Origin of the sequence: Exiguobacterium sp. 9-2, assembly GCF_036287235.1 — a bacterium.
Lineage (GTDB): Bacteria > Bacillota > Bacilli > Exiguobacteriales > Exiguobacteriaceae > Exiguobacterium_A.
Map to the genome: position 1 here is coordinate 1165234 of NZ_CP142850.1, position 25256 is coordinate 1190489.

27 protein-coding genes are annotated in these 25256 nt (G+C 47.2%); 18 read left to right on the forward strand and 9 right to left on the reverse strand.

The annotated features are described in order from the left end of the window. Positions 1–63 precede the first annotated feature (63 nt). The 3 genes from VJ374_RS05985 (at position 64) to VJ374_RS05995 (ending at position 3816) form a co-directional block, all read left to right on the forward strand. Positions 64–1698 carry a sensor histidine kinase gene (locus tag VJ374_RS05985; RefSeq protein WP_231496873.1) on the forward strand — a complete coding sequence of 545 codons (1635 nt, stop codon included), beginning with the start codon at positions 64–66 and terminating at the stop codon, positions 1696–1698. 32 nt (positions 1699–1730) lie between these two features. Next, entirely contained in the window at positions 1731–3485 is a 1755-nt protein-coding gene (locus VJ374_RS05990) for an EAL domain-containing protein (RefSeq protein WP_329470536.1), read from the forward strand. Between the two features lie 61 nt (positions 3486–3546). Further along, the gene (locus VJ374_RS05995) at positions 3547–3816 is read left to right on the forward strand and encodes a hypothetical protein (RefSeq protein ID WP_035408622.1); all 270 of its coding nucleotides are present in this window, start codon (positions 3547–3549) and stop codon (positions 3814–3816) included. Between the two features lie 83 nt (positions 3817–3899). On the opposite strand, the gene VJ374_RS06000 is transcribed toward VJ374_RS05995, so the two are convergent. Further along, positions 3900–4865 (reverse strand): DUF4003 family protein, encoded by a 966-nt coding sequence (locus VJ374_RS06000; RefSeq protein WP_035408619.1) that lies wholly within the window; start codon positions 4863–4865, stop codon positions 3900–3902. A gap of 54 nt (positions 4866–4919) precedes the next feature. After that, on the reverse strand, positions 4920–5435 hold the full coding sequence (locus VJ374_RS06005; RefSeq protein ID WP_035408615.1) for a DUF1836 domain-containing protein: 516 nt from the start codon (positions 5433–5435) through the stop codon (positions 4920–4922). 112 nt (positions 5436–5547) lie between these two features. Here VJ374_RS06005 and trhA point away from each other — a divergent pair, with 112 nt between their 5' ends. From trhA to VJ374_RS06030, 5 genes are all read left to right on the forward strand, one after another. Further along, positions 5548–6195 (forward strand): PAQR family membrane homeostasis protein TrhA, encoded by a 648-nt coding sequence (trhA, locus tag VJ374_RS06010; RefSeq protein ID WP_035408614.1) that lies wholly within the window; start codon positions 5548–5550, stop codon positions 6193–6195. Between the two features lie 120 nt (positions 6196–6315). Further along, entirely contained in the window at positions 6316–8040 is a 1725-nt protein-coding gene (locus VJ374_RS06015; RefSeq protein WP_308101277.1) for a M3 family oligoendopeptidase, read from the forward strand. A 42-nt stretch (positions 8041–8082) separates the two neighbouring features. Continuing rightward, entirely contained in the window at positions 8083–8781 is a 699-nt protein-coding gene (gene rpiA, locus VJ374_RS06020) for a ribose-5-phosphate isomerase RpiA (RefSeq protein ID WP_035408611.1), read from the forward strand. 21 nt (positions 8782–8802) lie between these two features. Beyond that, positions 8803–9063, forward strand: a complete 261-nt coding sequence (locus VJ374_RS06025; RefSeq protein WP_329470542.1) for a hypothetical protein — start codon at positions 8803–8805, stop codon at positions 9061–9063. 1023 nt (positions 9064–10086) lie between these two features. Continuing rightward, positions 10087–10398 carry a hypothetical protein gene (locus tag VJ374_RS06030; protein WP_329470544.1) on the forward strand — a complete coding sequence of 104 codons (312 nt, stop codon included), beginning with the start codon at positions 10087–10089 and terminating at the stop codon, positions 10396–10398. 146 nt (positions 10399–10544) lie between these two features. On the opposite strand, the gene VJ374_RS06035 is transcribed toward VJ374_RS06030, so the two are convergent. Genes VJ374_RS06035 through VJ374_RS06045 form a run of 3 tightly spaced genes read right to left on the reverse strand, consistent with a single transcriptional unit; the run spans position 10545 to position 12301 of the window. Next, positions 10545–10949 (reverse strand): DUF350 domain-containing protein, encoded by a 405-nt coding sequence (locus VJ374_RS06035; protein ID WP_214729562.1) that lies wholly within the window; start codon positions 10947–10949, stop codon positions 10545–10547. Positions 10950–10962: 13 nt separating this feature from the next. Further along, positions 10963–11130 carry a hypothetical protein gene (locus VJ374_RS06040; protein ID WP_197026221.1) on the reverse strand — a complete coding sequence of 56 codons (168 nt, stop codon included), beginning with the start codon at positions 11128–11130 and terminating at the stop codon, positions 10963–10965. A 55-nt stretch (positions 11131–11185) separates the two neighbouring features. Further along, on the reverse strand, positions 11186–12301 hold the full coding sequence (locus VJ374_RS06045; protein WP_056060621.1) for a GGDEF domain-containing protein: 1116 nt from the start codon (positions 12299–12301) through the stop codon (positions 11186–11188). 240 nt (positions 12302–12541) lie between these two features. Between VJ374_RS06045 and VJ374_RS06050 the strand changes: the two genes are divergently transcribed. The 5 genes from VJ374_RS06050 to VJ374_RS06070 are packed head-to-tail and all read left to right on the forward strand — an operon-like array spanning position 12542 to position 17369. Next, positions 12542–13981, forward strand: a complete 1440-nt coding sequence (locus tag VJ374_RS06050; RefSeq protein ID WP_329470546.1) for a GntP family permease — start codon at positions 12542–12544, stop codon at positions 13979–13981. A gap of 24 nt (positions 13982–14005) precedes the next feature. Beyond that, positions 14006–14707, forward strand: coding sequence for a CoA transferase subunit A (locus VJ374_RS06055; protein WP_329470548.1), 702 nt, complete (start codon positions 14006–14008; stop codon positions 14705–14707). A 13-nt stretch (positions 14708–14720) separates the two neighbouring features. Then, positions 14721–15383: a 3-oxoacid CoA-transferase subunit B gene (locus tag VJ374_RS06060; protein ID WP_290772352.1), complete on the forward strand. Its 663-nt coding sequence runs from the start codon at positions 14721–14723 to the stop codon at positions 15381–15383. Between the two features lie 5 nt (positions 15384–15388). Next, positions 15389–16165 (forward strand): 3-hydroxybutyrate dehydrogenase, encoded by a 777-nt coding sequence (locus VJ374_RS06065; RefSeq protein WP_290772350.1) that lies wholly within the window; start codon positions 15389–15391, stop codon positions 16163–16165. Positions 16166–16178: 13 nt separating this feature from the next. Beyond that, the gene (locus VJ374_RS06070) at positions 16179–17369 is read left to right on the forward strand and encodes an acetyl-CoA C-acetyltransferase (RefSeq protein WP_329471029.1); all 1191 of its coding nucleotides are present in this window, start codon (positions 16179–16181) and stop codon (positions 17367–17369) included. 58 nt (positions 17370–17427) lie between these two features. On the opposite strand, the gene VJ374_RS06075 is transcribed toward VJ374_RS06070, so the two are convergent. Both VJ374_RS06075 and VJ374_RS06080 read right to left on the reverse strand, forming a co-directional pair. Next, positions 17428–17985 carry a DUF2268 domain-containing putative Zn-dependent protease gene (locus VJ374_RS06075; RefSeq protein WP_442899601.1) on the reverse strand — a complete coding sequence of 186 codons (558 nt, stop codon included), beginning with the start codon at positions 17983–17985 and terminating at the stop codon, positions 17428–17430. A gap of 29 nt (positions 17986–18014) precedes the next feature. After that, positions 18015–18359: a hypothetical protein gene (locus VJ374_RS06080; RefSeq protein ID WP_329470552.1), complete on the reverse strand. Its 345-nt coding sequence runs from the start codon at positions 18357–18359 to the stop codon at positions 18015–18017. A gap of 279 nt (positions 18360–18638) precedes the next feature. Between VJ374_RS06080 and brnQ the strand changes: the two genes are divergently transcribed. Continuing rightward, complete coding sequence (gene brnQ, locus VJ374_RS06085; protein WP_329470554.1) at positions 18639–19979, forward strand: branched-chain amino acid transport system II carrier protein; 1341 nt, start codon at positions 18639–18641, stop codon at positions 19977–19979. A gap of 154 nt (positions 19980–20133) precedes the next feature. Continuing rightward, entirely contained in the window at positions 20134–21243 is a 1110-nt protein-coding gene (locus tag VJ374_RS06090; RefSeq protein ID WP_214855490.1) for a glycerol dehydrogenase, read from the forward strand. A gap of 42 nt (positions 21244–21285) precedes the next feature. Here VJ374_RS06090 and VJ374_RS06095 read toward each other — a convergent pair whose 3' ends face one another. Together VJ374_RS06095 and VJ374_RS06100 are read right to left on the reverse strand one after the other, a co-directional pair. Continuing rightward, positions 21286–22230 (reverse strand): peptidoglycan DD-metalloendopeptidase family protein, encoded by a 945-nt coding sequence (locus VJ374_RS06095; RefSeq protein WP_308101283.1) that lies wholly within the window; start codon positions 22228–22230, stop codon positions 21286–21288. A gap of 256 nt (positions 22231–22486) precedes the next feature. Then, on the reverse strand, positions 22487–23227 hold the full coding sequence (locus VJ374_RS06100; RefSeq protein WP_035408577.1) for a peptidoglycan DD-metalloendopeptidase family protein: 741 nt from the start codon (positions 23225–23227) through the stop codon (positions 22487–22489). Between the two features lie 334 nt (positions 23228–23561). Between VJ374_RS06100 and VJ374_RS06105 the strand changes: the two genes are divergently transcribed. From VJ374_RS06105 to VJ374_RS06115, 3 genes are all read left to right on the forward strand, one after another. Further along, on the forward strand, positions 23562–24023 hold the full coding sequence (locus tag VJ374_RS06105; protein ID WP_329470558.1) for an NUDIX hydrolase: 462 nt from the start codon (positions 23562–23564) through the stop codon (positions 24021–24023). A gap of 87 nt (positions 24024–24110) precedes the next feature. Continuing rightward, positions 24111–24986, forward strand: coding sequence for an SDR family oxidoreductase (locus tag VJ374_RS06110; protein ID WP_035408573.1), 876 nt, complete (start codon positions 24111–24113; stop codon positions 24984–24986). Between the two features lie 13 nt (positions 24987–24999). Then, positions 25000–25188 (forward strand): hypothetical protein, encoded by a 189-nt coding sequence (locus VJ374_RS06115; RefSeq protein WP_035408570.1) that lies wholly within the window; start codon positions 25000–25002, stop codon positions 25186–25188. Positions 25189–25256 lie beyond the last annotated feature (68 nt).

Genomic DNA, 25256 nt, shown 5'->3' on the forward strand with positions numbered 1-25256 from the left:
TTGATACGGTACGGACCGTGATATAATTTAAAGCATGAATGAAATCAGAAAGGAGGATACACGTTGAAACGAATTTTACGCGACCACTCGAAGGATCGCCCTTACCGATTGCGCCAAGGAACGGTTCCGGCATCAACTGAGGCACGATTCACATCACTCGATCAACGTGAAATCAATCGATTACAACAGAATTTACGAAACGTCGAAGTGAAATTGAAGCAACGCAATGAAATCATGGAAGCGTTGGCGACACAAAATGTTGAAGCAGCCTGTGAGACTGTCTTGATGATCTTGTTGCAACTGCTTGAGGTAGAAGAAGGAGCTATCCTCTTGTACCGGCGGGAGCAGTTAAATCATTTCGTCGCACAAGGGATCGACGATATGGAGCTGATCGAAAAAGATCTCGATCAATATTCGGTCTTGCGTCGCGCATTCGTCATGCGTAAATCGGTCCAATTGCCACTCGGCGACCAGTTCGAGTCAGCAATTCCCGTGCAGTCTCCAAGCAACGGACAAGTCGTCGGACTGCTATACATCCGCCATGCCTTCGCCCAGTTCAATTTAGAACAAGTCGGGGATTTACTTGATCTATCACGAAAACTTGGAATGACGCTTGAACGCCATCTCCTGTTCCATCAAATGGAGCATGAAAAAATCAAGACGTATCAGCTACTCGATTCGATTCGGGAAGCTGTCCTATATATCGAGAGTAGCGGGGAGCAGATTTATGCGAACCAGGCCTTATTGAATATGTTTCCACCAAAACTCGTCAATCAGGCGCAAGGGTTCCGTCACGCGTATGAACGGGCGACGTCGCTGTTTGAACATGTCGATCAGCCGGAAGCACTTCATGATTACATCGGTCAACTGATGAACGGTGATATTCCGGGAGAAACGATCGAGTTATCGGCATTCAGGGGGAACTTGTTGCTCAGTGCCTACGCTGAACGGATTGCGATTGCGAACGTTGAATGGGGGATGATGCTTGTCTTACGTGACGTGACGAAAGACAAGGAGCTCGACCTTAAGCAGGCAGAGTTCGTCTCGATCGTTTCGCACGAGTTGCGGACACCGCTTTCTTCGATCATGGGCTTCACGGAGTTATTGATGAAACGAGAAGTCGATCCGAAGCGGCAGAAACGCTATTTGCAGACGATTCATTCGGAAACCGTTCGATTGGCGGAATTGATCAATGACATCTTGGAAATTCAAAAAGGGGAAGACTCGACACACGGAACACAAAAAGAATTACTTGATTTAAAACAATTGATGTTCGAGATGAAGCCGATGTTCGATCTTGCGAGTCGCGCACATCGCATCAGTGTCCAATTTAGTCCGGGATCCTATACGATTTCAGCCAGCAGTGAGAAGATGAAACAACTGTTTACGAACTTGATCATGAACGCGATTAAATATTCGCCCGAAGGCGGCGCGATTCGGATCAAAGGATCAAATCAGTCAGATCAATTACGAATTGAGATTTCAGATGAAGGGCTTGGTATTCCAGAAAAAGCGCTCCCTTACATCTTTGATAAGTTTTACCGAGCAGATAACTCGGATACGCGCAAAATTGGCGGAACGGGCTTAGGACTCGCGATTTGTCGGATGATCGTCCTCGATCATGGCGGAGCAATCTCCGTCCAATCGACGGAAGGGGAAGGCAGTACCTTCATCATTCAACTTCCGATCGGCGTATGACCGACGACAGACTCAGAAAGGAGGAAGACACGGTGAATAACTCACATATTCGTTATGAAGCATTACATCCACTCGTTGAGGAAATTCTTGAAAAGCTGAGTGAACGAATTGGCGTCAATACGTTATTTTTTGCATTGAACGACTCATACAGCAACTTTGTCGTCAAGGCAATCAATCAAGAACGTCAGTTGATCGAAGAAGGCTCGACCCATGTCTTCCAACATGTCCTCTGTAAGCTGGTCGTCGATGAGACGGACGGGAAGGTCTCGATCAATGAATTGCTCAACGATCCATTGACCGTCAATCATCCGGTCACGAAAGCTCTTGGGAACGGTAGCTTTTTAGGAGTAGCGATCAAAAATGCGGAAAATGAAAAAATCGGGACATTATGTGCCTTTGATGATCAACCATTCGACTTCAAGGAGCAGGATATCGCACTCGTCGAGCGGTATGCGGATATTATTAGTAAATCGATCAACGTCGAAACGTATGTCATCAAGGATGCGCTAACAGATGTCTATAACGAACGGTACATGAATCGACTGATCTCAAGTGTGACGATTCATCCTGCTTTCTTAATGGTGTTGAACCTCGACCGTTTCCATGCGATTAATGCGACGCATGGGTACCGGGCAGGGAACGAAGTGCTACGCGAAATCGCGAATCGGCTGAAATATGTTCCTTTACCGAATCATGTCGTCGGTCGAATGGATGGGAATGAATTCGTCGTCTTAGCAGCACTCGAACAGGAACAGGAATTCGAACAATATGCGGAAGATTACGCTCGCATCGTCACGGAAGCGATTGAGCAACCGATCGTTGGTGTTGCAGCCGAACCGATTCAGGTGACGGCATCATCTGGCGTCAGTCTTCTGACCGGTGATATGGCAAGTCGCCAGACACAAATCTACGCAGCAGAAGCCTTGATGCAACAAGTCAAACAAGAGGGGAAACAGCGAACCTCATTTGTTAATCCAAATCGGAATGCGGAACAGCATCCATTTGCATCAGTTCTTGAATCAGAGCTTTCGCATGCACTAGAACGGGGACAATTCGAGCTCTACTATCAATGGATCGTTGATGCGAAACAAGAACGCTACGTCGCGGTCGAAGCGCTTCTACGCTGGAATCATCCTGTGCTTGGGTTCGTCAGTCCGACGGATTTTATTCCGATTGCCGAGAAGATGGAGATTTTCCCAGACATCGGTCGATTTACGATCTGTCAGGCGATCCTGGATCAACGGCGCTTGGAGGAGACATTTGGACGTAAGATTTCCGTCGCCGTCAATCTATCGGCAAGCCAGTTCGAGTCGGATCAACTCTTTTCAGAATTACTGAGACTGACAGAAGAATCGTATTTCCCGGACGAACGACTCATTCTTGAAATACGGGAGGAAGTATTGCAGACGCGTCGTCGTTTTGCAATCAAACGTTTGGAGCAGCTGCGCCAAGCAGGCTACCGTCTGACGGTCGATCATTTCGGTAGTCACTACGCGTCACTTAATTCGTTATTGCGTTTACCAGTCCAAGCAGTCAAGCTCGATCCAATCTTTACACGTCGACTCGTGCAAAATCAGTTAGAGCGTTCGATGATTCGCTCTGTTCATTCCTTGACGTCGACGTTAAACATCGCGCTCGTGATTCAGGAAGTCGAGACCACGTCGCAATTGCAACAGATTCAAGTGTTGGATGAGCAACTTTATATGCAAGGCTACGAGGTCCATCACCCTCAGCCGATTGAACAATTACTCATCGAGGACATCGTTCGAGGGCGTGCTGAGGTTTAACCGTTCTTCAGTCGGGAATACATTAAAATGTGGAACAAGTACATTTTAAGGGGGATGCCAAATGGCTGATCAACATGATAAAGAGACGGACCCGATTACTTCAGGAAACCGGATGACGAAGGATGAGATTGCCGGACGTGACCCGCAAGACAATACGGAGGTTCCGGAAAAATCGAAGGATGAAAAAGAAACGAAGCATCAAGATCAAGAAGCTGAGAAAACAGAACGACCAGATGACGAAGCTTCAAGTGAAGAGGCACCCGATTTGTCGCATGCTTCTGATGAAGATGGCGATGTCGAGCCATCCGATGAAGAGAACCAACAAGGTTAAAAATGACTAAAATAAAGGGCAATCGATGTCCGGCAGAAATGCCACACGTCGATTGCCCTTTTTAATGTATTATTTTTAAACGGTTACTCGCCACTCCCACCGCCATCACTTCCACCATCGAATCCACCGTCAATTCCGCCATCTGTCGCATGTGACGTATCGGTCAAATCAACAGGGAAGAGCAAGAACGGAGTCGCATCGGCGCTATCCGGCGGAAGAATCGAAGATGGGAAGAGTTGTTGCAGGATCGTTTGTTGACTCAAGTATAATCGGATCGCCGTCAAATAGACCAAGTCCCTCCGGTACTTAAAACGTAAATCGGAGCGTAACGTCTCTGCCATCTGTTGGAGTGCCGAAGCATGAATGTTGGGGTCGCCGAGTAGTGCAAGCATTCCGTGGAATGACAGCGGGACATGATGCTTACGATGTAATTTACGGGACGACTCCAATTGCGCGATATAACGATCCCAATCGTCCTCTGGTAATAAAGAGAATAACAAGGCGACGATATACGTCTGTTGAGCGCGACCGAAACGTCGTTTCAGTCGTTGATAGACTGCTTCAATACGCGAAGCGAGTTCGTCTAAATCACCGCGTGTCGCAGCATGAAAATAGACGAAGGAGGTCAACAGCGGTGATACGATGAAACGATGCTGTTTTTTAAGAAGAGTGTATAACTGAACGGTCCGCTCGAGTACCATGTCTTGTGGAGAAATACGACTAATGAACAGCGCAGTGGAGTAGGCATTCAGGGGATGCGACAAACGATGGGATTTAAAATAGCCGTGAAGCGACATCATCTCAGCGATGCGGCTCGGTGCATGAGCGTCAAAAGCATGGATTTTTGAAGCGAGCAGCAAAGCCTGCGTAGTTTGCGTGCGCAATCGTGTCGTTAAATCGTCTGCTGTCTCAAGTAACGTGCTTGCGGATACCTGCTCCGTTCCGATCGTCCGGTCAAATGCCAATTCGATGAGAATACCGTCTTGATACGTTCTGAATTCTGGTGCGATATGATCCAGTTGTCGCAAGAAAGTCGTCGCCATCTCCATGACTGTTCCTCCTCTGTTTTTTCTTATAGTGTATCACGCAGTGAAAGCGTTATCTTATTTTTTTAGTTGGGTATCGATCAATTGTTCCGCTGCACGCCGGTACAGATTACTCATATGAGCCAGCGCTAAAATCTGTTCCAGTGGATCGGTCGTCGAGGCGGTAAGAGCATCTTGTTCGGTGATGAAACGGGCTGTATTTCGTTCTGTCAGTTCAAGGTAAGTGCGATAAAAGTCTTCCAGATCGAGTTGATTCTGTTCGATGCCTTCGTTCAAGGGCGTTAGGATCGTCTTGATATCGTTAATCGAAAACGAACTTTTCAACTGATAAATCAAGCTAATTAAAATCAAGTGCTCCTTCGTATACTTTTTATTCGTAACCGGAAAAAATAATTTTTTTTTGGCATAATTGTTGATCATCGTCTTCGTCAGGATTGTCTCATCCGCATTCCGCGTCGTTTCCTCGAATGTTCGCTCAAACAGTTGGATGACTTGATCCATATAAAGATCAATGTTCGGGATATCTGCGAGCTGTAATTGACGATCATGTCTCGTGTCGTCAGAACGTGTCATAAAAAAACCTCCAAAATCGTTAAAATAGGACTTTCTACTTCTTCATCATATGATAGAATATGTATATAACGCCATGTAGTATTCAAAACTACATATCAGGGGAGGAACAAAAATGAAAGCTTATATGAGAGAACCGATTAATGGATTAACACATTTGGGAGGGGCTGTCTTTGCTTTTGTCGGATTACTCGCACTCGTCATTAAAGCATCGTTAGAACGCGGAGCATCACTCGCCATCGTCGCAGCGATTATTTTTGGGGTCAGCATGATGGCACTCTATGCTGTTTCGGCAACGTATCATATGGTCCTTGCGAGCGACCGGGCGATTGCGATCTGGCGACGATTGGATCACTCGATGATTTATTTGTTGATTGCCGGTTCCTACGCACCGTTTTGTCTTGTCAGTCTGAATGGTCCGACGGGTTGGGTCTTGTTTAGCATCGTCATGTTGATTGCTGTTTCCGGAATTACCTTCAAATTAGTCTGGTTCAACAGTCCACGCTGGTTATCGACGACGCTCTACATCGGAATGGGCTGGATCATGGTCTTTGCGATCACACCACTCGCGCAAGTCTTATCACCGCTCGGCATCGGTCTATTGTTCCTTGGTGGTATCTTCTATACGATCGGTGGCATCATCTATGGATTCAAGCCGCGTGTCTTATCGTTTAAACATCTCGGATTCCATGAAATCTTCCACATCTTCGTACTACTCGGTAGTCTAGCGCATTTCCTATGTGTCTACTTCTTCGTGTTATGATGATGTCCTCCTTTAGTCAATGACTGAAGGAGTTTTTTTGTATCTATATGGAAAATACAGGAGAAGTCGAGTGTCCTCACGAATGAAAGAACGGAAAGATCACGAAAAGGGGGAAATCACATGCAACACACACGATGGCAATTAGAAACACTCTATACGATTGATGACGTCAAAGCAGGCATCGCTTCCATACAAACAGCATTGTCGAATCAGCCGATTGATGTGGCAGAACAGGTCGAGCGTTATCAGCAAGTCGCGCGCGACGTCGAAGAATGGAGCGACTTCATTTATTGTCTGTACGCTGAAGATGTCACGCGCGTAGAAGTCCATCCATTGCTTGAAGAGATCGAAGTCGTCCAAGCGATGGTGCGCAGTGAAGTGGCAGCACTCGATACAAAGATCGCAGCTCTGTCACAAGAAGAGTGGGAAGCGCTCGTTACGGATTCACCGTACGCCTTTTTCTTAAACGAACGCCGTGACATCCAGTCCCGTCGTGCACCACTGATTCAAGAACAATTGTTACAGGATCTCGGTGTGGATGGATTCCAGGGCTGGGGACAACTCTACGATCAGCGCTTCATGGCGTTACGGGTCGACTTGAACGGAAAGCAGGTCACGATTGGTCAAGGATTGCATGAAGCGATGTTCGCGCCTGATCGTTCGGCTCGTCTAGCGGCAGCAATTGCAGTTGACGCCGCTTGTGCCAAAGAGGCTGACTTGTTTGCGACGATCTTGAACCGGATCTCCGGCTTCAGATTGCAATCCTACAAGATGCGGAACTGGGAGCAACCATTGACAGAGTTGCTTGAGCAGAACCGGATCTCAGAAGCGAGCTTAAAAGCGATGATCGAAGCACTCGATCAGCACCGAGACCTCTTTCACGCCTATTATGTCCGCAAGATTGCCCAGGCAGAGCAGGTGACGGGAGAATGGCATGATTTTGAGACGAATACGTATCGTTCCGCGCGGCATGTTCCGTTTGAGACGGCACAGGCAATCGTAAGCAAACAATTCAAACAGTTGAATCCAAAGCTCGGTGCTTTTGCTGAAAACGTGTTTAACGAGGGATGGGTCGATGCGGAGAATCGTCCCGGAAAAGCGGAAGGCGGATTCTGCGCTGCCTTTCCGATTGCAAAAGAGAGCCGGATTTTCATGACGTACCGTGACAGTTATCCAGACGTCGCGACACTTGCTCATGAATTCGGTCATGCCTATCATAATTATGTTCTGCAAGATGAACCGTATTTAAACCAAGTCAAAGGAACGAGTATCGCGGAGACGGCTTCAACATTCATGGAGAATCTCGTCCTCGATGCTGCGATCAAAGAGACGACGGAGCGCGAGGAAGTACTTGCTCTCCTAGAGGTCAAGATTCGAGAGGGGCTGAAATATGCCAGCATCGTTCCCGGAATGTTTCGTTTCGAGCAACGTTTTTATGCGGAACGTCAGCATGGTACGATCAATGCTGAAAGGTTGAGTGAACTCTTACAAGAGGAAGAGCGCTTAGCCTATGGTCCAGTGCTGCCTGAACCAGCGCGCTACAAATGGATGTACATCAGTCATCTGTTTAATCCGAACCTTGCGTTCTACAACATTCCGTATACGATCGGTTATCTGCTTAGCAATAGTCTTTATCAGACGGTTCAAGCGGATCCGAGTCAATTTTCGACAGTTTTTGATGCCGTCATGCACGATTCCGGTCAAGCGACGATCGATGAAATCGTTAAACGTCACCTCGACGCCGATCCAACATCTATCGCGTTTTGGGTCGAAGCTCAGCAACCGCTCGTCCAGGCGATTGAGCAGTATCTGTCGTTAACGGAATCCTCTCTCTCCGTCGATTGAAGACGAATCGAAACGGGAACAGAAAAGTAGGGAGGGATGCGGATGTATGAACAGGAGAAACAATTAGTCGCTGAGGCAGCACTAACTTACGTCAAGGACGGAATGATAGTGGGTCTTGGGACGGGTTCGACGACGGAACGGTTTATCAAGGCGCTTGGTCCACTCGTACAGGCTGGATTACAGATTCGTGGCGTGGCGACGTCGCTTGCGACGGTAAAGCTCGCTGATCAGTTACAAATCCCATTGATTGATCTGGAAGAGGGAATGGAAATCGATGTGACAGTTGACGGAATTGATCAAATCGATGGTCAGTTTCAAACCATTAAAGGCGGTGGCGGTGCATTGTTTCGTGAAAAAATTGTCGCCCTGATGAGTCGCGAATTGCTCTATCTGACCGATTCCTCGAAGTTCGTCCATCATTTAAGTGGACCGTTACCTGTCGAACTGGATTCGTTTGCCTTACCTTACGTGCGGCAACGTCTACGTGATAAGCATGTATCAGCAACACTACGCGTGAAAGATGATCGTCCCTTCGTTACAGATGGAGGTCACGTGATTCTTGACGTTGATGTATCAGCCATTTCGGACGTTCGATTATTCGCAAAAGAAGTGAAGAGCTGGTCAGGAGTGCTTGAGACCGGTTACTTCGAGCGACAACCCGATCATGTCCTGACGGTCGAAGAGGGAAAGGTCAAACGCATCGCGCATCCTCGCCTGCGTGACGGTGGTGGGTTGGTTTAAGAAAAGAAAGAAGGAAACCGTATGGGCTTGAAAAAACGGTATTTATTTGGAGCTGGCATCATTGCCGGAACGAGTCTACTTTTGTTAAGGAAGCGGGAACAGGGCACACAAACAGATGCACTACGTGAATATTTAGCGCATCTCGATCAGGATCCGAGTCCGGATGCTGCGAAGGACCCGGATGAGGTCGGATTGACGAAACTCGATTCCATCTATCGAGCTGAGTGGCAAGCGAATGGGTTCCCGCGTTCGCGGGTGGAGCTAGAAGAGCTGGAAAAATAGAAAAGTAGTAATTAGCTAAGAAGTATTTAAACGGCTTGAGTCCAAGATTTGAACGGGCTTTAGCCGTTTTAATTATAATTGAAGTTTTTTAATAATATATCATTGTCGTCTCATGAACTTCTAAGAACTCTAGTCTATGTAACGACTGATCTGGGTCTCATCATTCAGTAGAGGTGCAAAGTAAGAGTCATGACTATTATGTAAAATAGAACTATTTTACTTCACACATTGAACAAAAGTGAAAAACAACTCTCAAACCCTCTTTTCCTAAACTGCTTTCTGATAAGATGTGGATTATATCCAATGCGATTCGAGAGGAGATTCATTGAGTGAAGACGTTTTTTAACATCAACATATCGAGCTTTTTGTATGCCGTCGCTTTATTCGTTCCGTTGCAAATCATGCTAAATATCAATCGAATCATGAGACTTACGAATATGTCTTCAGGTATGTTTTGGACTTTGAATATCATGATTGGATGGATCACTTTAATCAGTATTCCTTTTTTGATTAGACAGATCACTTTCAAATCCACTCTACATAAATCGTTTGAACGAATCACCTGCCTCTCCTGGTTCGTCTACTATGTGTTATTCACATACATCACTAGCCGAATCATTCCAATCAAAAATGGGGGAGATATGCCAAGCCCTGTTCTTGGCCTCATCTTAATCCTGATATTGTCAAGCTATCCTCTCTATATAATAATTTCGAAATGGCTCATCGTGGATCGAGAGTCGAAATAAGGTATGAAAAATCCGTAACATCAAGGAGGCATATTTTGAAAAAACGCTATTTATACTTTTATTCGACAGCGATTATTCTGATCGGGGAGGCATCTATTCATATAAATCAGGATACATCCCTCGCTCAACTCCCTATATAGAACGAAAGCATGAAGTGCTGATGGATGCTAAGACCGTCAATTCAGTCAATCGAAAAGACTATATCGAAAGATCGATGCGATATATGGCTAGCTTTGCACCTTATTCAACGGGGGATTCCATCACAAAGAAGTCGACAATGAGCGAATTGAGGACAAAGATTGATACGATGCACGATATCGAACAGTCCTTCCAATTCAAGTCGGATGATCCAGAATCAGAATCTTTACGGAAAGTAGCAAAGAACTATACTTCTTATATCGAGGCGCTCGAATATGTTGCGAGCAACATGCATGGTAAGGAGTCGATGAACATCGATCAAGTAAACTACTTGAAGAGCGTTTGGAATGAGGTCGTCACACCTGCACGTCATATAAAAAGTGAGGTCGGTCGTTCACAAGAAGGCGAAGCCGTCATGTTTGAAAAAGAGATCACCATAGTCTGGTCCTAATATGTTAAGAGCTAATTGATAAGAATGTAGTAATGTATAAGACATGTCTCTATGAGAAGAAATCCCTTCTTTGTAATACGAAATAAGTAGTTGATCATAAACTAAACAGCCCTAGATCAATGGATCCAGGGCTGTTTTCATGCGTTTTAATATGTAAGCGACCCAGCAATGATCAAACCGATCGAAATCGATAAGAAGAGGAGCAGCAAGCCGACTGCTTCGTTGTTCGCATCAATCTCTTTTGTCATGCTTAAGCGTGGGATTAGTAAATCCGCGAGATAGAACAAGACGATTTGTAAGACGATTGCGAGTGCACCCCATAAGACCATATCGAGAATGCTGACGGAGTTCGAGATACTCGAATAGAGGACGATGGCAAGACCGAGAATACGTCCACCGAATGCATAAACGGCTGCTTTCTTACCATTACGGATTAATTCCAGTTCCTTTGATTTCGTCGTTACCTCGAACAGGACGACACCAATTGCAAGGAGTACGGTCGCGACACCGATATACGTAAGGGTCGAGAGGAATAAGTCACTGAATGTCATGTTGGTACCTCCATCATGATTTTTTATTTTTTTTGCGTTGTTCGTATGCGACATACAATTCAAGCAGTGCTCCGACGAGAATGCCTGCTGATACATACAAATAGAAGTTGTCACCAATGAATCCGAACACGAGTCCTAAGAGAAGACCGATCAGGATATAAGGACCTTTTGTTAACTTCATATCAATCACCTGCCTCTACTTTAAAGGTAGCGGATTTCAGAGGTGACGTCCATCGTTATTCTTGGAAGCTGACGGCAGATTCTGCATTAGGAGAAAACAGGACGACTTGATTCCGTCCTTGTTGTTTTGCTTGATAAAGCGCGGCATCCGCATCCGGTAAGAGATGGTCGATTTGAGATGTCGTCTCATCATACGCGGCTAAACCAAATGATGCTGTAAGTGGCAGATCGGTCGTCGCTAGTCGGAACGGGCTGCAGGCGATACGTTCACGTAATTGCTCTGCTAAAGGAATCACTTCAGCGAGCGGAACGCCTTCAAACAAGACGGAGAACTCTTCACCGCCGTTACGAGATAAATACCCGCTCTCTGCGACGCCATCACGCAGTCGGCTGGCAAACTGACGTAGCACTTCGTCACCCGCTTCATGTCCATACGTATCGTTGATCTGTTTAAAATGATCAATATCGATCGTCAACAACACGATGGACTGTTTGTTCAAGATCAATCGTTGTTTGAGATCCGTGAAGTATTCGTTAAAAGCACGTGAATTATTCAATCCCGTCAAAAAGTCGAGTTGTGCTTTCTGCCGAAGCACCCGTAACGACTGTTTCGTCAGGCGGATATCACGAATGATCAAAAGGGCGAGCCAACTGCTAACGAAAGAAGCGGGAATGACGACCGACATGACCTCGAGTAAGAGGATTTGTTTCGGTAAGACGATCCATAAGACAAGGGCATGCAAAGCCGTCGCATAGAGCGTCACGAGTGTAAAGGTCCGTTTTGCGTAAGGCGGCATTTCACGAACAATCAGACTCGTTCCGAGGGCGACAGCGACGATGAAACCAAATGCAGTGAATGCAGCCAAGTTCGTTCCCAGACTAAAGCGATAAACAATGATCGCGACCGTCACGATCGTTGTTGGAATAACGCCTCCAAAGTAGGCGGCGACAATGACCGGAACATGGCGCAAATCAATCATGACGCCGGGGGCTGCTTCGATTGTCATCTGCATGAGCAGTAAGGAGATCATGCTCAGGGCAAGACCATACAGTACGCGGGTGAGACGTGGAGATTCTCGCGTGATCGGAAGCGGTGATAATTTTCCAAGTAGATAAAAACCAGCCATTAATAGCGTCACGTTATGTAAGACGTCAAAAAGGATGCTTTTCATGAATCGTCCATCCTTTCGAAAAAAGTACGTTATTTAAGAAATATACGCCATAAACGGACTAACTCCTGTTTATCGAAAAAATAAACTCTTCCCATCAATTGTGTCTATAATGTGAACTTATGATTTCTATAAGCTGTACTTATGGTTTTAGGGAATTTGATTGACCTCCTCGACACTGCATTGTTAAATGATGAAGAAGCGGTATGAAAGCGCTTACTAAATTTGAAGGAGATCTTACTCATGGAACTCGTCATCATTCTTCTTGCCTTATCTTTATTGATGTTCGTTGCCTATCGTGGTTTTTCGGTCATCCTATTTGCACCAATCTGTGCCTTGTTCGCCGTCTTACTGACGAACCCGGACTGGGTGTTACCATTCTTCTCGAATATCTTCATGGAAAAGATGGTCGGCTTCATCAAAGCATACTTCCCGGTCTTCCTCCTCGGAGCGATTTTCGGAAAAGTCGTTGAGATGTCCGGTATCGCGGAGTCGATCGCAAAGACAATCATTCGTATGATTGGTGCGAAGCGCGCTATCCTTGCCATCGTCTTACTCGGCGCCATTCTTACATATAGCGGCGTCAGCTTATTCGTTGTCGTATTTGCTGTCTATCCGTTCGCTGCGAACTTGTTCCGCGAAGCAAACATCCCGAAACGACTCATTCCGGGAACGATTGCCCTTGGTGCGTTCACGTTCACGATGGATGCCTTACCAGGAACACCTCAGATTCAGAACGTCATTCCGACGACGCTCTTCAAAACGGATATCTACGCTGCGCCGATCATGGGTTCAGTCGGTGGATTGTTCATCCTAGTCGTCGGCATGTGGTATCTCGAGTCACGCAAGAAAAAAGCCCATCAAGCAGGTGAAGGATACGCTGGATTTGAAGCAACGGCGGCAAGTGCCGCACCGCAGATGGAGTTGAAGAACGAACCAGAAATGACGCTCGAGACGGATCGTCAACCAGTCTATCGCCAAGTCCTTGCCTTTGTCCCACTCGTCCTTGTTGCCGTAATGAACAAAGTCTTTACACTCTCGATTCCGAAATGGTATCCAGAAGGATTCGATTTTTCAGCAATCGGTCTAGAAGCATTCGGAAAGATCGAGACACCCGCTGTTCTTGCGATCTGGTCCGTTCAAATGGCATTGTTGATCGGAATTCTCGCAGCGATGCTCTATGACTTCCGAAAGATCAAGACGAACTTCCAAACTGGTCTGAACGTCAGTATCGGTGGTGCGCTCTTAGCGGTCATGAATACAGGTGCTGAGTATGGCTTCGGTGGCGTCATCGCGGCGTTACCAGGATTTAAGTCCGTCTCAAGCGGAATCTCGGAGACATTCACGAATCCGCTCGTCAACGGAGCCGTCACGACGACGACGCTTGCCGGTGTCACCGGTTCCGCATCAGGCGGGATGGGGATCGCGTTAAGTGCGATGTCGGATAAATATACGCAGGCAATCACATCGGGTGGCATACCACCGGAAGTCATGCACCGCGTCATCTCGATGGCGTCCGGCGGAATGGATACGTTACCGCATAACGGTGCCGTCATCACATTACTTGCCGTCACGGGCCTAACGCATCGTCAGTCGTATAAAGACATCTTCATGATTACGATCCTCAAGACAGTGACGGTCTTCTTGATGATCGGATTGTATAGCTTGACTGGTTTGTACTAAGAGTTTAGAAGGGGGCATCATCAGATGAAACAGGGGAAAGTATACGCATCATTCGCGGAAGCGACAGCAGACATCTTTGACGGGGCGACGCTAGTCGTAGGGGGCTTCGGACTCTGCGGAATCCCGGAAAAATCTATTACGGCGTTACAAGAGAAAGGCGTCAAGGATTTGACGGTCGTCAGTAACAATTGTGGCGTCGATGATTTTGGACTTGGTCTCCTCTTGCAGACGCGACAAATCAAGAAGATGATTTCGTCGTATGTCGGGGAAAATAAGACGTTTGAACAACAGTACCTCAGTGGCGAGATCGAAGTCGATCTCGTTCCCCAAGGTACGCTAGCGGAACGTATCCGTGCCGGTGGTGCTGGTATTCCTGGTTTCTATACACCAACAGGCGTCGGGACACCGATTGCTGAAGGAAAGGAACAAAAGAAGTTCGACGGGAAGACATATCTGCTCGAAGAAGGAATCGTCGGCGATTTTGCGATTGTCAAAGCATGGAAAGCAGATCGTCTCGGGAATCTTGTCTTCCGGAAGACATCACGCAACTTTAACCCGATCGTCGCGACAGCTGGAAAAGTAACGATCGTCGAAGTCGAAGAACTCGTCGAGGTCGGCGAACTCGATCCGAACGAGATCCACACGCCTGCTGTCTACGTCCAGCGCATCGTTGTTGGAACGGATTATGAAAAACGCATCGAACGCCGGACTGTCCGGGAAGCTTGAGGAGGAGATCGATATGAAAACGACACGAGAGATCATCATTGAACGCGCGCTTCAGGAAGTTGAAGACGGGATGTACGTCAACCTCGGGATCGGGATTCCGACATTGATCGCCAATGCGATTCCGGACGATATGCATGTCATGCTGCAATCCGAAAACGGACTGCTTGGCATCGGACCGTATCCACTTGATCATGAAGTTGATGCGGACGAGATCAATGCCGGCAAAGAGACAGTCACAGCACAATCCGGAGCTTCTTACTTCGACAGTGCTGAATCGTTCGCGATGATTCGCGGTGGGCACATCGACCTCGCGATCCTTGGCGGTATGGAAGTCGATCAGAACGGTGACCTCGCGAACTGGATGATTCCGGGCAAGATGGTCAAGGGCATGGGCGGAGCGATGGACCTCGTCAACGGAGCGAAACGCGTCGTCATCATCATGGAGCATGTCAACAAACACGGCGAATCGAAAGTCAAACAGTCGTGTACCTTGCCGTTGACAGGACGCGCCGTCGTCAACCGTCTGATTACGGACCGGGCCGTCTTTGATTTCACGCCGGACGGGATGGTCTTGATCGAGACGCTGAATGGTCATACGGTCGAAGACGTCAAACAAGTCACGGAAGCACGATTCACGGTCAGTCCGGAACTCGAGCGCGTGACGGTAGGGGAGTGAAGCAGATGGTCAAAGGAGATATCGTACTCGTCACAGGTGCAGGAAGCGGAATTGGTCTAGAAATCTCAAAGGCGTTCGCTGAGGCAGGAGCGAAAGTCGTCGTAACGGACGTCCGCGCGGAAGCAGCAGAGGAAGCAGCGGCAGCGATTCGCGGAGCTGGTCATGAAGCAGTCGGGATGACGTTAAACGTCACCGATGAAGCACAGGTCGAAGCCGTCTTGAAGCAGACGGTCGAACAGTTTGGTCGACTTGACGTCTTGATCAACAACGCGGGTCTTCAACACGTCTCACCAATTGAAGAGTTTCCGACAGAGAAGTTCGAATTGATGATTAAGATCATGTTGACGGCACCGTTCATGGCCATCAAACATGCTTTTCCGATCATGAAGGAACAAGGCTACGGACGTATTCTCAACATGGCATCGATCAATGGTTTAATCGGTTTTGCTGGGAAAGCAGCATATAACTCGGCGAAGCATGGATTGCTTGGTCTAACGAAGGTCGCAGCCCTTGAAGGAGCGGAATACGGGATCACCGTCAACGCGATTTGTCCGGGTTACGTCGATACACCACTCGTTCGTAATCAAATGGAAGACTTAGCGAAAACGCGACACGTCGAGCTTGAGAAGGTACTTGAAGAAGTCATCTATCCGCTCGTTCCGCAAAAACGTCTGCTTGCTGTCGAGGAGATTGCAGATTATGCATTGTTCCTTGCGAGCCGCAAAGCAAAAGGCATCACTGGACAAGCGAACGTCCTTGATGGTGGATACACGATTCAATAAGGAGATGGAGCAGATGAGTGAAGCAGTCGTCATCGTCAGTGCGACGCGCACGGCGATCGGGAATTTCAATGGAAGTTTGAAGGACGTCAAAGCAACGGAACTCGGAGCGACAGTCATTCGCGCGGCACTTGAAAAAGCTGGTGTCGCAGGAGATCACGTCGACGAAGTCTTTTTCGGTAACGTCCTCTCAGCAGGACTTGGTCAAAATCCAGCTCGGCAGGCAGCCCTCGCTGCCGGGTTACCGGAGACATGTCCAGCGATGACCGTCAATAAGGTCTGCGGATCCGGTCTCTCAGCCGTCCATCTCGCGTATCAGGCGATCAAGTCGGGCGAAGCCGATGTCATCGTTGCTGGTGGGATGGAGAACATGAGTCAAGCACCTTACGTCCTCGCGGGCGCACGGTCTGGACTAAAGATGGGTGACCAACCACTCGTCGATACGATCATCCAGGACGGGCTCGAATGTGCCTTTAATGACTATCATATGGGGATCACGGCAGAGAATTTAGCAGACGTCTACGAACTTTCCCGCGAAGCGCAGGATCAGTTCGCCGCGACGAGTCAGCAAAAAGCGCAGACGGCATTAGCGGAAGAACGGTTCGTCTCAGAAATCACGCCAGTGCTGATTCCACAACGAAAAGGCGATCCGATCCGTTTTGATCAAGATGAGTTTCCGCGCGCCGGAACGTCCGTCGAAACGCTCAGTCGTTTGCGCCCGGCGTTTAAGAAGAACGGAACGGTCACGGCAGGCAATGCATCTGGCATCAATGACGGGGCTGCGGCGCTCGTCATCATGTCAGAGGCGAAGGCGAAAGAACTCGGCGTGACACCACTCGTTGAGATCGTCGCGAACGGAACGTCCGGTGTCGACCCGAGCATCATGGGAATCGGTCCCGTCCAAGCGGTCCAAAAGGCACTCAATAAAGCAGGTTTAACGCTTGAGGAGATCGATGTCATCGAAGCGAACGAAGCATTCGCGGCACAATCTCTCGCGGTCGATGCGGAGCTACAGTTCCCGCATGAGAAGCTCAACCGCAATGGCGGTGCGATCGCGCTCGGTCATCCGATCGGTGCGAGCGGTGCGCGGATTCTCGTCACGCTGATCCATGAACTCGAGCGGACGGGTGAGACGCATGGTCTTGCGACGTTATGCGTCGGTGGCGGTCAAGGGGTGGCGACGATCGTTAAAAAATACGAAGGTTAACTAATAAAGCACGAGACGAAGGAGATTGATGCACCCGTTGTCTCGTGCTTTATTGATTTTAGCGAATCGTTAATTTTTTCTTGTAACTGCTTTTTTCAAGAATTTGCACAGAGGACATCCGTGACCATTCCTTCAAGGAGATCTCGGGATGTTGTTTCATGAAGTCGGAGACGATCATGTAGCCGAGTCTGTATTTCGTGAACGATGGAATTTGTTTTTCGTAATTTCCAAAGAACAGATCATCCGTCGTCAATCGTTCCGCATTCAGCTCCGAAATCACATGCTCCAAGGAGTGGTCAAGTAAAGGGGCAATCGCTTCCGATGATTCCATTGGATAAAGCTTATGGGCAAAGAATTCCGCTTTTCCTTCGAGAATGATGTAATCGAGTATTGTCGCACGATTCGGCTCATCGAGGGCTACGGTATGATGGTATTCATGCGCCGTCGTATTGAGTAATGACTCTTTCGAAAAATCCTTCAAGAAGAACAGACTCATCGAATTGTTTCCTTGAGCGACACCGCTGACACCACCATAACGTTTGGCATCATCATGTTCGAGTGGTGTCGTTGGGGAGACGAAGACAACGAGCTTCTCATCCCGTGGAAGTTGTTTCATCGAAGTCAGGAGACTGGACTTGATCTGTTTCATGATGTGCTGATGGTGTTTTTCAAATATGTATTCATCTGTTTTAAGTCCTTGATGTTTTCCGAAGGCTGTTCATAGATGCTAGGAACAGGCATGGCTTGGAGCTGTTCTTTTTTGATGACGTCATTTTTAGCGCCCAATACGTATTTTTTATATAGTGCCTCATTGTCCTCTGGCTGTTTCGAAACCGCTTGAATGTAGTCGTCATACGCCTTATACAAAGGAACGATGTGGATCTCTTGTTTCTCGTGCGTAAACGAAATGTCATACGTCTTTGGTTTCTCGGCAGCCGGAGAACAACTGGCAAGTAAAAGGGTGACGCTAAGAAAATAGATGGATTTCATGAGAATACCTCCTGTTTAATTATCCATATATTTACTTTCCATAAAAAATGTCATTCTCCTACTACGTCAGATGAACTTATGAATCCGGTTTCATACTTTGACGCGAAGACGTACCAGATTCTTTAAACTAAAGTGGAATCAAACTTTCTGCCAAATTTTCAGAATATTCTCCAGATAAACTCCTAGCACGAGCTCCTAAACGTATGTTATCCTTTCGAACGAAGTACTTCATCTGCTTAGGGAGCGGATGAAGTCGGAAATCATCAGTGGGGGTTTATTATGTCTAAAACTGTTCCAACATCATTTATCATCGTCATCGGCATGATGCTCTTCGCCTTGTTCTTTGGGGCAGGAAATCTCATCTTTCCGCCGATGCTCGGACAGCTCGCAGGGGAGCATGTCTGGGTTGCCAATGCCGGATTCCTTGTCACTGGTGTCGGTCTACCATTGCTTGCGATTCTCGCATTCGCGTTTTCAGGGGAACGCGATCTACAAGCGATGGCGTCACGTGTTCATCCTGCTTTCGGAATCGGGTTCTCGGTCATCTTGTATCTCGCGATTGGACCATTCTTCGCAATTCCACGTGCCGGAACGGTCTCGTATGAGATCGGAATCAAGCCGTTCTTCAGTGAATCGACGAGCCATTTGCCGTTACTGATCTTTACGATTTTGTTTTACACAATTGCTTGTCTATTGTCCTTAAACCCAACAAAGATCGTCGATGTCGTCGGGAAAGTACTGACACCGATTAAAATCACGTTCATTGGTCTCTTGATCATCGTTGCCGTCCTGCATCCAATCGGAAGTTTTCAGAATCCTTTGAAGACATATCGAACAAATGCTTTCTTTAATGGTTTCCAAGAAGGATATATGACACTCGATGCGCTTGGTGCCTTTGTCTTCGGTATCATCATTATCGCAGCGATCAAGGAAAAAGGTGTCACTTCGAAGCGGCAGTTGCTGCTGATTTGTACGAAAGCCTCGTTGATTGCCGCAGCCTTGCTTGCAATCACATACACGGCGCTTGCCTTCATGGGCGCGTCAAGTGTCTCTGAGATCGGACAGCTCGCGAACGGCGCAGAGATTTTGTCTGCTGTGTCGGATCATTACTTCGGTGAGTATGGGGCGATTTTGCTTGGTCTGATGATCACAGTCGCTTGTATGACGACGAGTGTTGGTTTGATCACGGCGTGTGCCGCGTTTTTCTCGGCACTCGTCCCAAAAATCTCATACGTCAAATGGACGATTGGTCTATCGGTCTTCAGCGCACTCGTTGCGAACATCGGTCTGAATCAATTACTCGCTGTCTCTAAACCAGTCTTGATGACGCTTTATCCACTCGCGATCTGTCTGATCTTCTTAACGTTCTTGCATCCACTCTTTAAAGGGAAGCCAGCCGTGTATCAAGGGGCGCTATGGATGACGTTCCTCGTCAGCTTGTTTGATGGATTGAAGACAGCAAAAATCAATGTCTCAGCCGTCACGAAAGTGTTTGATGCGGTATTACCGTTTGCTTCTGTCAGTCTCGGTTGGGTCGTTCCAGCTATCATCGGTGGGATGATCGGAGCGATCGTCGGTAAGAAAAAAGCGGAGACACGATCGTCGTCACGTGTGGCTTAAGTTGTCATGTATAAAGGGAAGCGGATTTTTGATCGTATGATCAAAGTCCGCTTTTTTTGTTCACTCGATTGTGGGTTTAAGCATAAGCGGAAACGGCAATTCCTCTACTGTATATCATTGACCATCGTGTCCCTTACAGAAAGGATGTTGAAACATGTCAGAACGTGTCTTCATTAGTCCCTCGAAGTATGTCCAAGGAAAGGATGTCATTGACCGGCTCGGTACATATGTGAGCCCGTTCGGTGAAAAAGCGCTCGTCATCGCGGACGATGTCGTCTGGAAAATCGTAAAGGAACGTGTCGAGCAGTCGCTGTCCGGAGAAAACGTCAGCATCGAGAAGGCAGACTTTAGTGGTGAAGCCTCACGGCATGAAGTAAAACGAATCGCTGAGCAAGCAAAAGCAGCGGATGTTCGTTTCGTCATGGGAGTTGGGGGTGGAAAGACGCTCGACACAGCAAAAGCCGTCTCGGATGAGCTGAACGTGTCCGTCGTCATCGTACCGACCCTTGCTTCGACCGATGCACCGACGAGTGCTCTGTCCGTCATCTATTCCGACGAAGGGATTTTCGAAAGCTATCGTTTCTATAAGAAGAATCCCGATCTTGTTCTCGTCGATACGAAACTGATTGCCCAAGCGCCAGCACGTTTCTTCGCGTCCGGAATTGCCGATGCACTCGCGACGTGGGTCGAAGTTCGAAGTGTCGTCGCCTTTGGTGGACAGACGATGGCGGGAGGACGACCGACAATTGCGGCACAAGCGATTGCCAAACGTTGTGAGGAAGTCTTGTTCGAGCACGGGCGTCTGGCGTACGAATCCGTTCAGGCACAAGTCGTAACACCAGCACTCGAAGCCGTCGTCGAAGCGAATACCCTCTTAAGTGGGCTCGGCTTTGAAAGTGGGGGACTAGCAGCGGCGCATGCGATTCATAATGGCTTTACGGCACTTGACGGTGAGATTCACCACCTGACGCATGGAGAAAAGGTCGCCTTTGGTACACTCGTCCAGTTGGCGCTCGAAGAACATCCACAAGAAGAAATCGAGCGCTATATCGCGCTTTACACGGATCTTGGTTTACCGGTGACACTCGAGGACGTCAAGCTAAAGGATGCGTCACGTGAAGATATCGTCAAAGTCGGAGAGGCAGCAACTGCTGAAGGTGAGACGATCCACAGCGGATTCAACGTTACGGCGGACGAAGTCGCGGATGCGATCATCGCAGCCGATCGCTATTCAAAAGCGTATCAAGCAAAACGAAAACAATAAGAAAAAATAACCCTTGCCGAGACGGCGAGGGTTATTGTCATTTTACAGATAATCGAGTGGATTGACACTGCTACCAGCAGAAGTTGCGCTGTAGACGTACGATCCTTTATGGAGTTCAAAATGTAAATGTGTTCCGAAAGCGTTACCTGTCTCGCCAACTGTTCCGATCTTTTGACCTTGCGTGACGGTTTGACCGACCGAGACCGAGCGGCTATTCATATGTGCATACAGACTGATGAACGGCGATCCGTTGATCGTATGTGAAACCATGACATAGTTGCCGTACGCGCCTTTGAGCTGAGACGTAATGACTTTACCACTTGCTGTCGCATAGACTGGTGTACCTTTTGCTGCACCATAATCGATCCCGTTATGGAATGTGTAACCATAAGCACCACTAGAAGGTCCATAACCTTGCGTGATCGGACCGCTCGTTGGCGTCGCGAAGTTCTTTGATGTCGACGTTGACGCTTTTGATGCGCCACTGCTATTCGTCAGTGTCAAAACAGCGTATTTCGAGACATAGTCCGCATGGACGAATCGTTTATCTCCACCGTATAAGAACTTGATCCAATCGCCTGTACGACCGAGGTAGCGGAACGTTTCGCCCTTATCGACACTTCCGACGACTGTACTGCTCGTTGAACTGCTGCTACGAACACGAAGGTTGTCGACATTGACTTTAATCTTATAGATACGTGTTACAGAATATTTTTTAACATATGTAGAAGAAACATAGACTTTTTTTGAACCGTACAGAATTTTCGTCCAGTTGCCTGTCCGTCCGAGATACTTATATGTATCACCTTTTTCAAAGCTCGTGACCGTACCGTATGATGTCGAAGGACCCGTTCGAGCACGCAAACCGTCCTCCATGACTTTCACCTTATAGAACGTCGTTGCTGCATCCGCACGTGGTATGGCAAACGAAGCAAAACTTGCCACAGCGATGGCTGTCGCTGAAACACCTTTCCAAAAACCATGCATGATTCATTCCTCCTGAATATGTAATCTGTGTGACTAAACCGTTATGTAAATTTCATAGATGAGTATAACATTTACGAAAATGTTTAAATGTTACATTCACATTTCGATATTATTTCAATAAATTATATTTAAAGACATTAATTTTGTTTGTTTTCCATTTATCCATAAATTCCTTTGACAAGATTGGATGGAATTGGATATGATGAAATGCCCATTAAAAATAAGAAAGGTACCCCGGTTGAGGTACCTTAAATGCTTATAAAAAGGCGAGTGGATTGACGCTGTTTGCTGCAGAAGTACCGCTATAGACATAGTTACCGCGATGGATTTCGAAGTGAAGATGAGCACCTGTCGAGTTTCCTGTACTGCCGACTGCACCGATCGTTGCGCCTTTCGGGATCGTTTGACCGACGAAGACAGAGCGTTTGCTTAAGTGAGCGTATACCGTTGTGTACGAAATACCGTGCACTTTATGTTTGACCATGACATGGTTTCCATATGCTCCTTGGTAAGACGATGTGACAACTTTACCTGCCGCTGCTGCATGAACGGGCGTTCCGATTGGTGCACCAAAGTCGACGCCGTTATGGAACGTGTAGCCGAAGATGCCGCTAGTTTTTCCATAACCTTGTGTTACTGGACCGCTTGTCGGACGCGAGAAGCCATTTGATGAAGTCGAGAATGAGGCTTTCTTCGCTGTATGACCAGAAACGCGATATTTTTTCACATAACCTGAGTAGACGTAACGCTTATGTCCTTTATGAAGAATTTTTGTCCAGTTTCCGCGATGACCCAAGTATTTGAAAGTCTGTCCCGAATTGACGCCGTCGACGATCCGGTATTTAAGAGATGGGCCAGTGCGAACGCGGAGTCCGTCTGCTTTGATTTTTACTTTGTACGTAGATTTCGTAGCTGCGTCAACCTTACCTGTACCCGTAGCTGCAAAACCTGAAACAACGAGCGCGCTCATTGCAAGTGTCGTGATTGTTCTTTTCATGAATGTTCCTCCTTGATGTAAATCGAGATCTTGTCGGAAATGACATGTATATAGAATGTGTGTGGTGTAAAGTGTGGTGAATTGAAGTAGATGATGCTGTCGTCATTTGACTAACGAGAGTATAGCATTGAAAAGTCAGACGTTTGTATTTCAATTCGATTGCTTAGATATATTTTAATAACAATTCTTGTAATGTTGAATATATATTCAATCTCAGAATCCCTTAAAATCAAGATGAATCCGTGTTACAACGAGATGAATTTGATGACAAAACGCAATCGTGGGAAATGATGAGAAAGTATGGGAATCTAATAAAAAGAGAGTAGGTAATGAGATGGATTTGACGTTTGCAGTAAATCAAAAAAAGCTTAACATTCGCGCAGTGGCGCTGTTGATTCAAGATGAACATCTCTTGATTCATCGGCAAGGAGAAGATGATTTTTGGTCATTACCGGGAGGACGGGTACAATTTGGTGAAAGTGGTGCCAAAGCGATTGAACGTGAATTATTAGAAGAATTAGGACAGTCAATCGAGCCACCGGTCTTCCGTTTCCTGCATGAAAATTTCTTTAATTACGCAGACCATCAGTTTCATGAACTGGGGATGTTTTATGAAGTGACATGTCGAGAACCACTACCACTTTCAACGGAAGACTTTTACGGTCCCGAAGGTGAAGAATTGACGTACCGGTTCGTTCCATTCGATAAACTGGATCAATATACATTGTATCCAAGCGGATTATCAAAAATGCTTCAAACCAATGTTTTTCCAACGCTATTGACGAATGACATCTGACTTTTCCGGAAAAACGTTTATAGATGTATCGCAAGGGAATGGTTAATCATGTAGTTCATTCCACAATGATAAGGGAGCTGATCGTTCATGAGAGAAGAGCAGTTCGAAGCGATGCATCAAGAAGCACGAGGGCAGACGCAGGAACAACAACCCGGTGTCGAGTACGCCATGAAACCGGAACCGATCTACGATGATCCGGATTATGTCGGTTCAGGAAAACTGACGGGGAAGGTTGCACTGATCACAGGTGGAGACAGTGGAATCGGTCGAGCCGTTGCTGTCGCTTATGCGAAAGAAGGGGCAAATGTCGCAATCGTATACTTAAATGAGGGAAAAGACGCAGAAAAGACGAAATCGTTGATTGAAGGCTACGGGGTCAAAGCCTTAAAAATTGCTAAAGATGTCAGTCAACCGGAAAATGCGCAAGCGATCATCGATACCGTCATTGCAGAATTTGGTCAATTGAACATTCTCGTTAACAATGCCGGAAAACAATTCCCGCAAGATGATTTCCTTGCGATCACACCAGATCAATTGAAGGAAACGTTCGAAACGAATGTTTTTTCGATGTTCTACTTGATTCAGGCTGCGCTTCCACATTTGCATAAAGAAGATGCAATCATCAATACCTCATCGGTGACAGCGTATCGCGGAGCACCGTCGCTGATCGACTACTCGGCGACGAAAGGCGCTATTACGACATTGACACGCTCGCTTGCTTCAAGCTTGATTGAGAAAGGAATCCGCGTTAATGCTGTCGCACCGGGACCGATTTGGACGCCTCTCATTCCAGCGACGTTCTCGAAGGAGAAAGTCGAGTCGCATGGGGAAGACACATTAATGAAGCGTCGGGGACAACCGTCAGAAAATGCACCGGCTTATGTCTATTTGGCTTCTCGTGATTCGAGTTACATCACGGGTCAGACGATTCATATCAACGGCGGCGATTACATCACGTCTTAAGGGGGAAAACATGATGAAGAAAAATCCGAATGAAGTGCCTGAACGTGAACCGGATCATCAACCTGACGAAGTTCCGCAAGCACCACCGAGCGAGGTGCCAGATACACCACAGGAAGATCCTGTCCGTCAACCGGAACCGGATACGTTCCCGGAACCAACTGAGATTCCTGATACACCGCAGGAAGATCCAAATCCCTATTAATAGGTTGACCGTAGTCACCATCCAAGAATCGGATGGTGACTTTTTCGTGATTAAGAAGACAAACCAGC

Coding starts and splice junctions, on each gene's coding strand:
- VJ374_RS06025 (WP_329470542.1), top strand. CDS start 8,803: ATGGGCTTGAAAAAACGGTATTTATTTGGAGCTGGCATCATTGCCGGA.
- VJ374_RS06075 (WP_442899601.1), bottom strand. CDS start 17,985: ATGAAACAACTTCCACGGGATGAGAAGCTCGTTGTCTTCGTCTCCCCA.
- brnQ (WP_329470554.1), top strand. CDS start 18,639: ATGTCTAAAACTGTTCCAACATCATTTATCATCGTCATCGGCATGATG.
- VJ374_RS06040 (WP_197026221.1), bottom strand. CDS start 11,130: ATGAAGTTAACAAAAGGTCCTTATATCCTGATCGGTCTTCTCTTAGGA.
- VJ374_RS06070 (WP_329471029.1), top strand. CDS start 16,179: ATGAGTGAAGCAGTCGTCATCGTCAGTGCGACGCGCACGGCGATCGGG.
- VJ374_RS06060 (WP_290772352.1), top strand. CDS start 14,721: ATGAAAACGACACGAGAGATCATCATTGAACGCGCGCTTCAGGAAGTT.
- rpiA (WP_035408611.1), top strand. CDS start 8,083: ATGTATGAACAGGAGAAACAATTAGTCGCTGAGGCAGCACTAACTTAC.
- VJ374_RS05995 (WP_035408622.1), top strand. CDS start 3,547: ATGGCTGATCAACATGATAAAGAGACGGACCCGATTACTTCAGGAAAC.
- VJ374_RS06005 (WP_035408615.1), bottom strand. CDS start 5,435: ATGACACGTTCTGACGACACGAGACATGATCGTCAATTACAGCTCGCA.
- VJ374_RS06080 (WP_329470552.1), bottom strand. CDS start 18,359: ATGAAATCCATCTATTTTCTTAGCGTCACCCTTTTACTTGCCAGTTGT.
- VJ374_RS06100 (WP_035408577.1), bottom strand. CDS start 23,227: ATGAAAAGAACAATCACGACACTTGCAATGAGCGCGCTCGTTGTTTCA.
- VJ374_RS06050 (WP_329470546.1), top strand. CDS start 12,542: ATGGAACTCGTCATCATTCTTCTTGCCTTATCTTTATTGATGTTCGTT.
- VJ374_RS06015 (WP_308101277.1), top strand. CDS start 6,316: ATGCAACACACACGATGGCAATTAGAAACACTCTATACGATTGATGAC.
- VJ374_RS06110 (WP_035408573.1), top strand. CDS start 24,111: ATGAGAGAAGAGCAGTTCGAAGCGATGCATCAAGAAGCACGAGGGCAG.
- VJ374_RS06055 (WP_329470548.1), top strand. CDS start 14,006: ATGAAACAGGGGAAAGTATACGCATCATTCGCGGAAGCGACAGCAGAC.
- VJ374_RS06095 (WP_308101283.1), bottom strand. CDS start 22,230: ATGCATGGTTTTTGGAAAGGTGTTTCAGCGACAGCCATCGCTGTGGCA.
- trhA (WP_035408614.1), top strand. CDS start 5,548: ATGAAAGCTTATATGAGAGAACCGATTAATGGATTAACACATTTGGGA.
- VJ374_RS06045 (WP_056060621.1), bottom strand. CDS start 12,301: ATGAAAAGCATCCTTTTTGACGTCTTACATAACGTGACGCTATTAATG.
- VJ374_RS06035 (WP_214729562.1), bottom strand. CDS start 10,949: ATGACATTCAGTGACTTATTCCTCTCGACCCTTACGTATATCGGTGTC.
- VJ374_RS06065 (WP_290772350.1), top strand. CDS start 15,389: ATGGTCAAAGGAGATATCGTACTCGTCACAGGTGCAGGAAGCGGAATT.
- VJ374_RS06105 (WP_329470558.1), top strand. CDS start 23,562: ATGGATTTGACGTTTGCAGTAAATCAAAAAAAGCTTAACATTCGCGCA.
- VJ374_RS06090 (WP_214855490.1), top strand. CDS start 20,134: ATGTCAGAACGTGTCTTCATTAGTCCCTCGAAGTATGTCCAAGGAAAG.
- VJ374_RS06000 (WP_035408619.1), bottom strand. CDS start 4,865: ATGGAGATGGCGACGACTTTCTTGCGACAACTGGATCATATCGCACCA.
- VJ374_RS06030 (WP_329470544.1), top strand. CDS start 10,087: ATGAGCGAATTGAGGACAAAGATTGATACGATGCACGATATCGAACAG.
- VJ374_RS06115 (WP_035408570.1), top strand. CDS start 25,000: ATGAAGAAAAATCCGAATGAAGTGCCTGAACGTGAACCGGATCATCAA.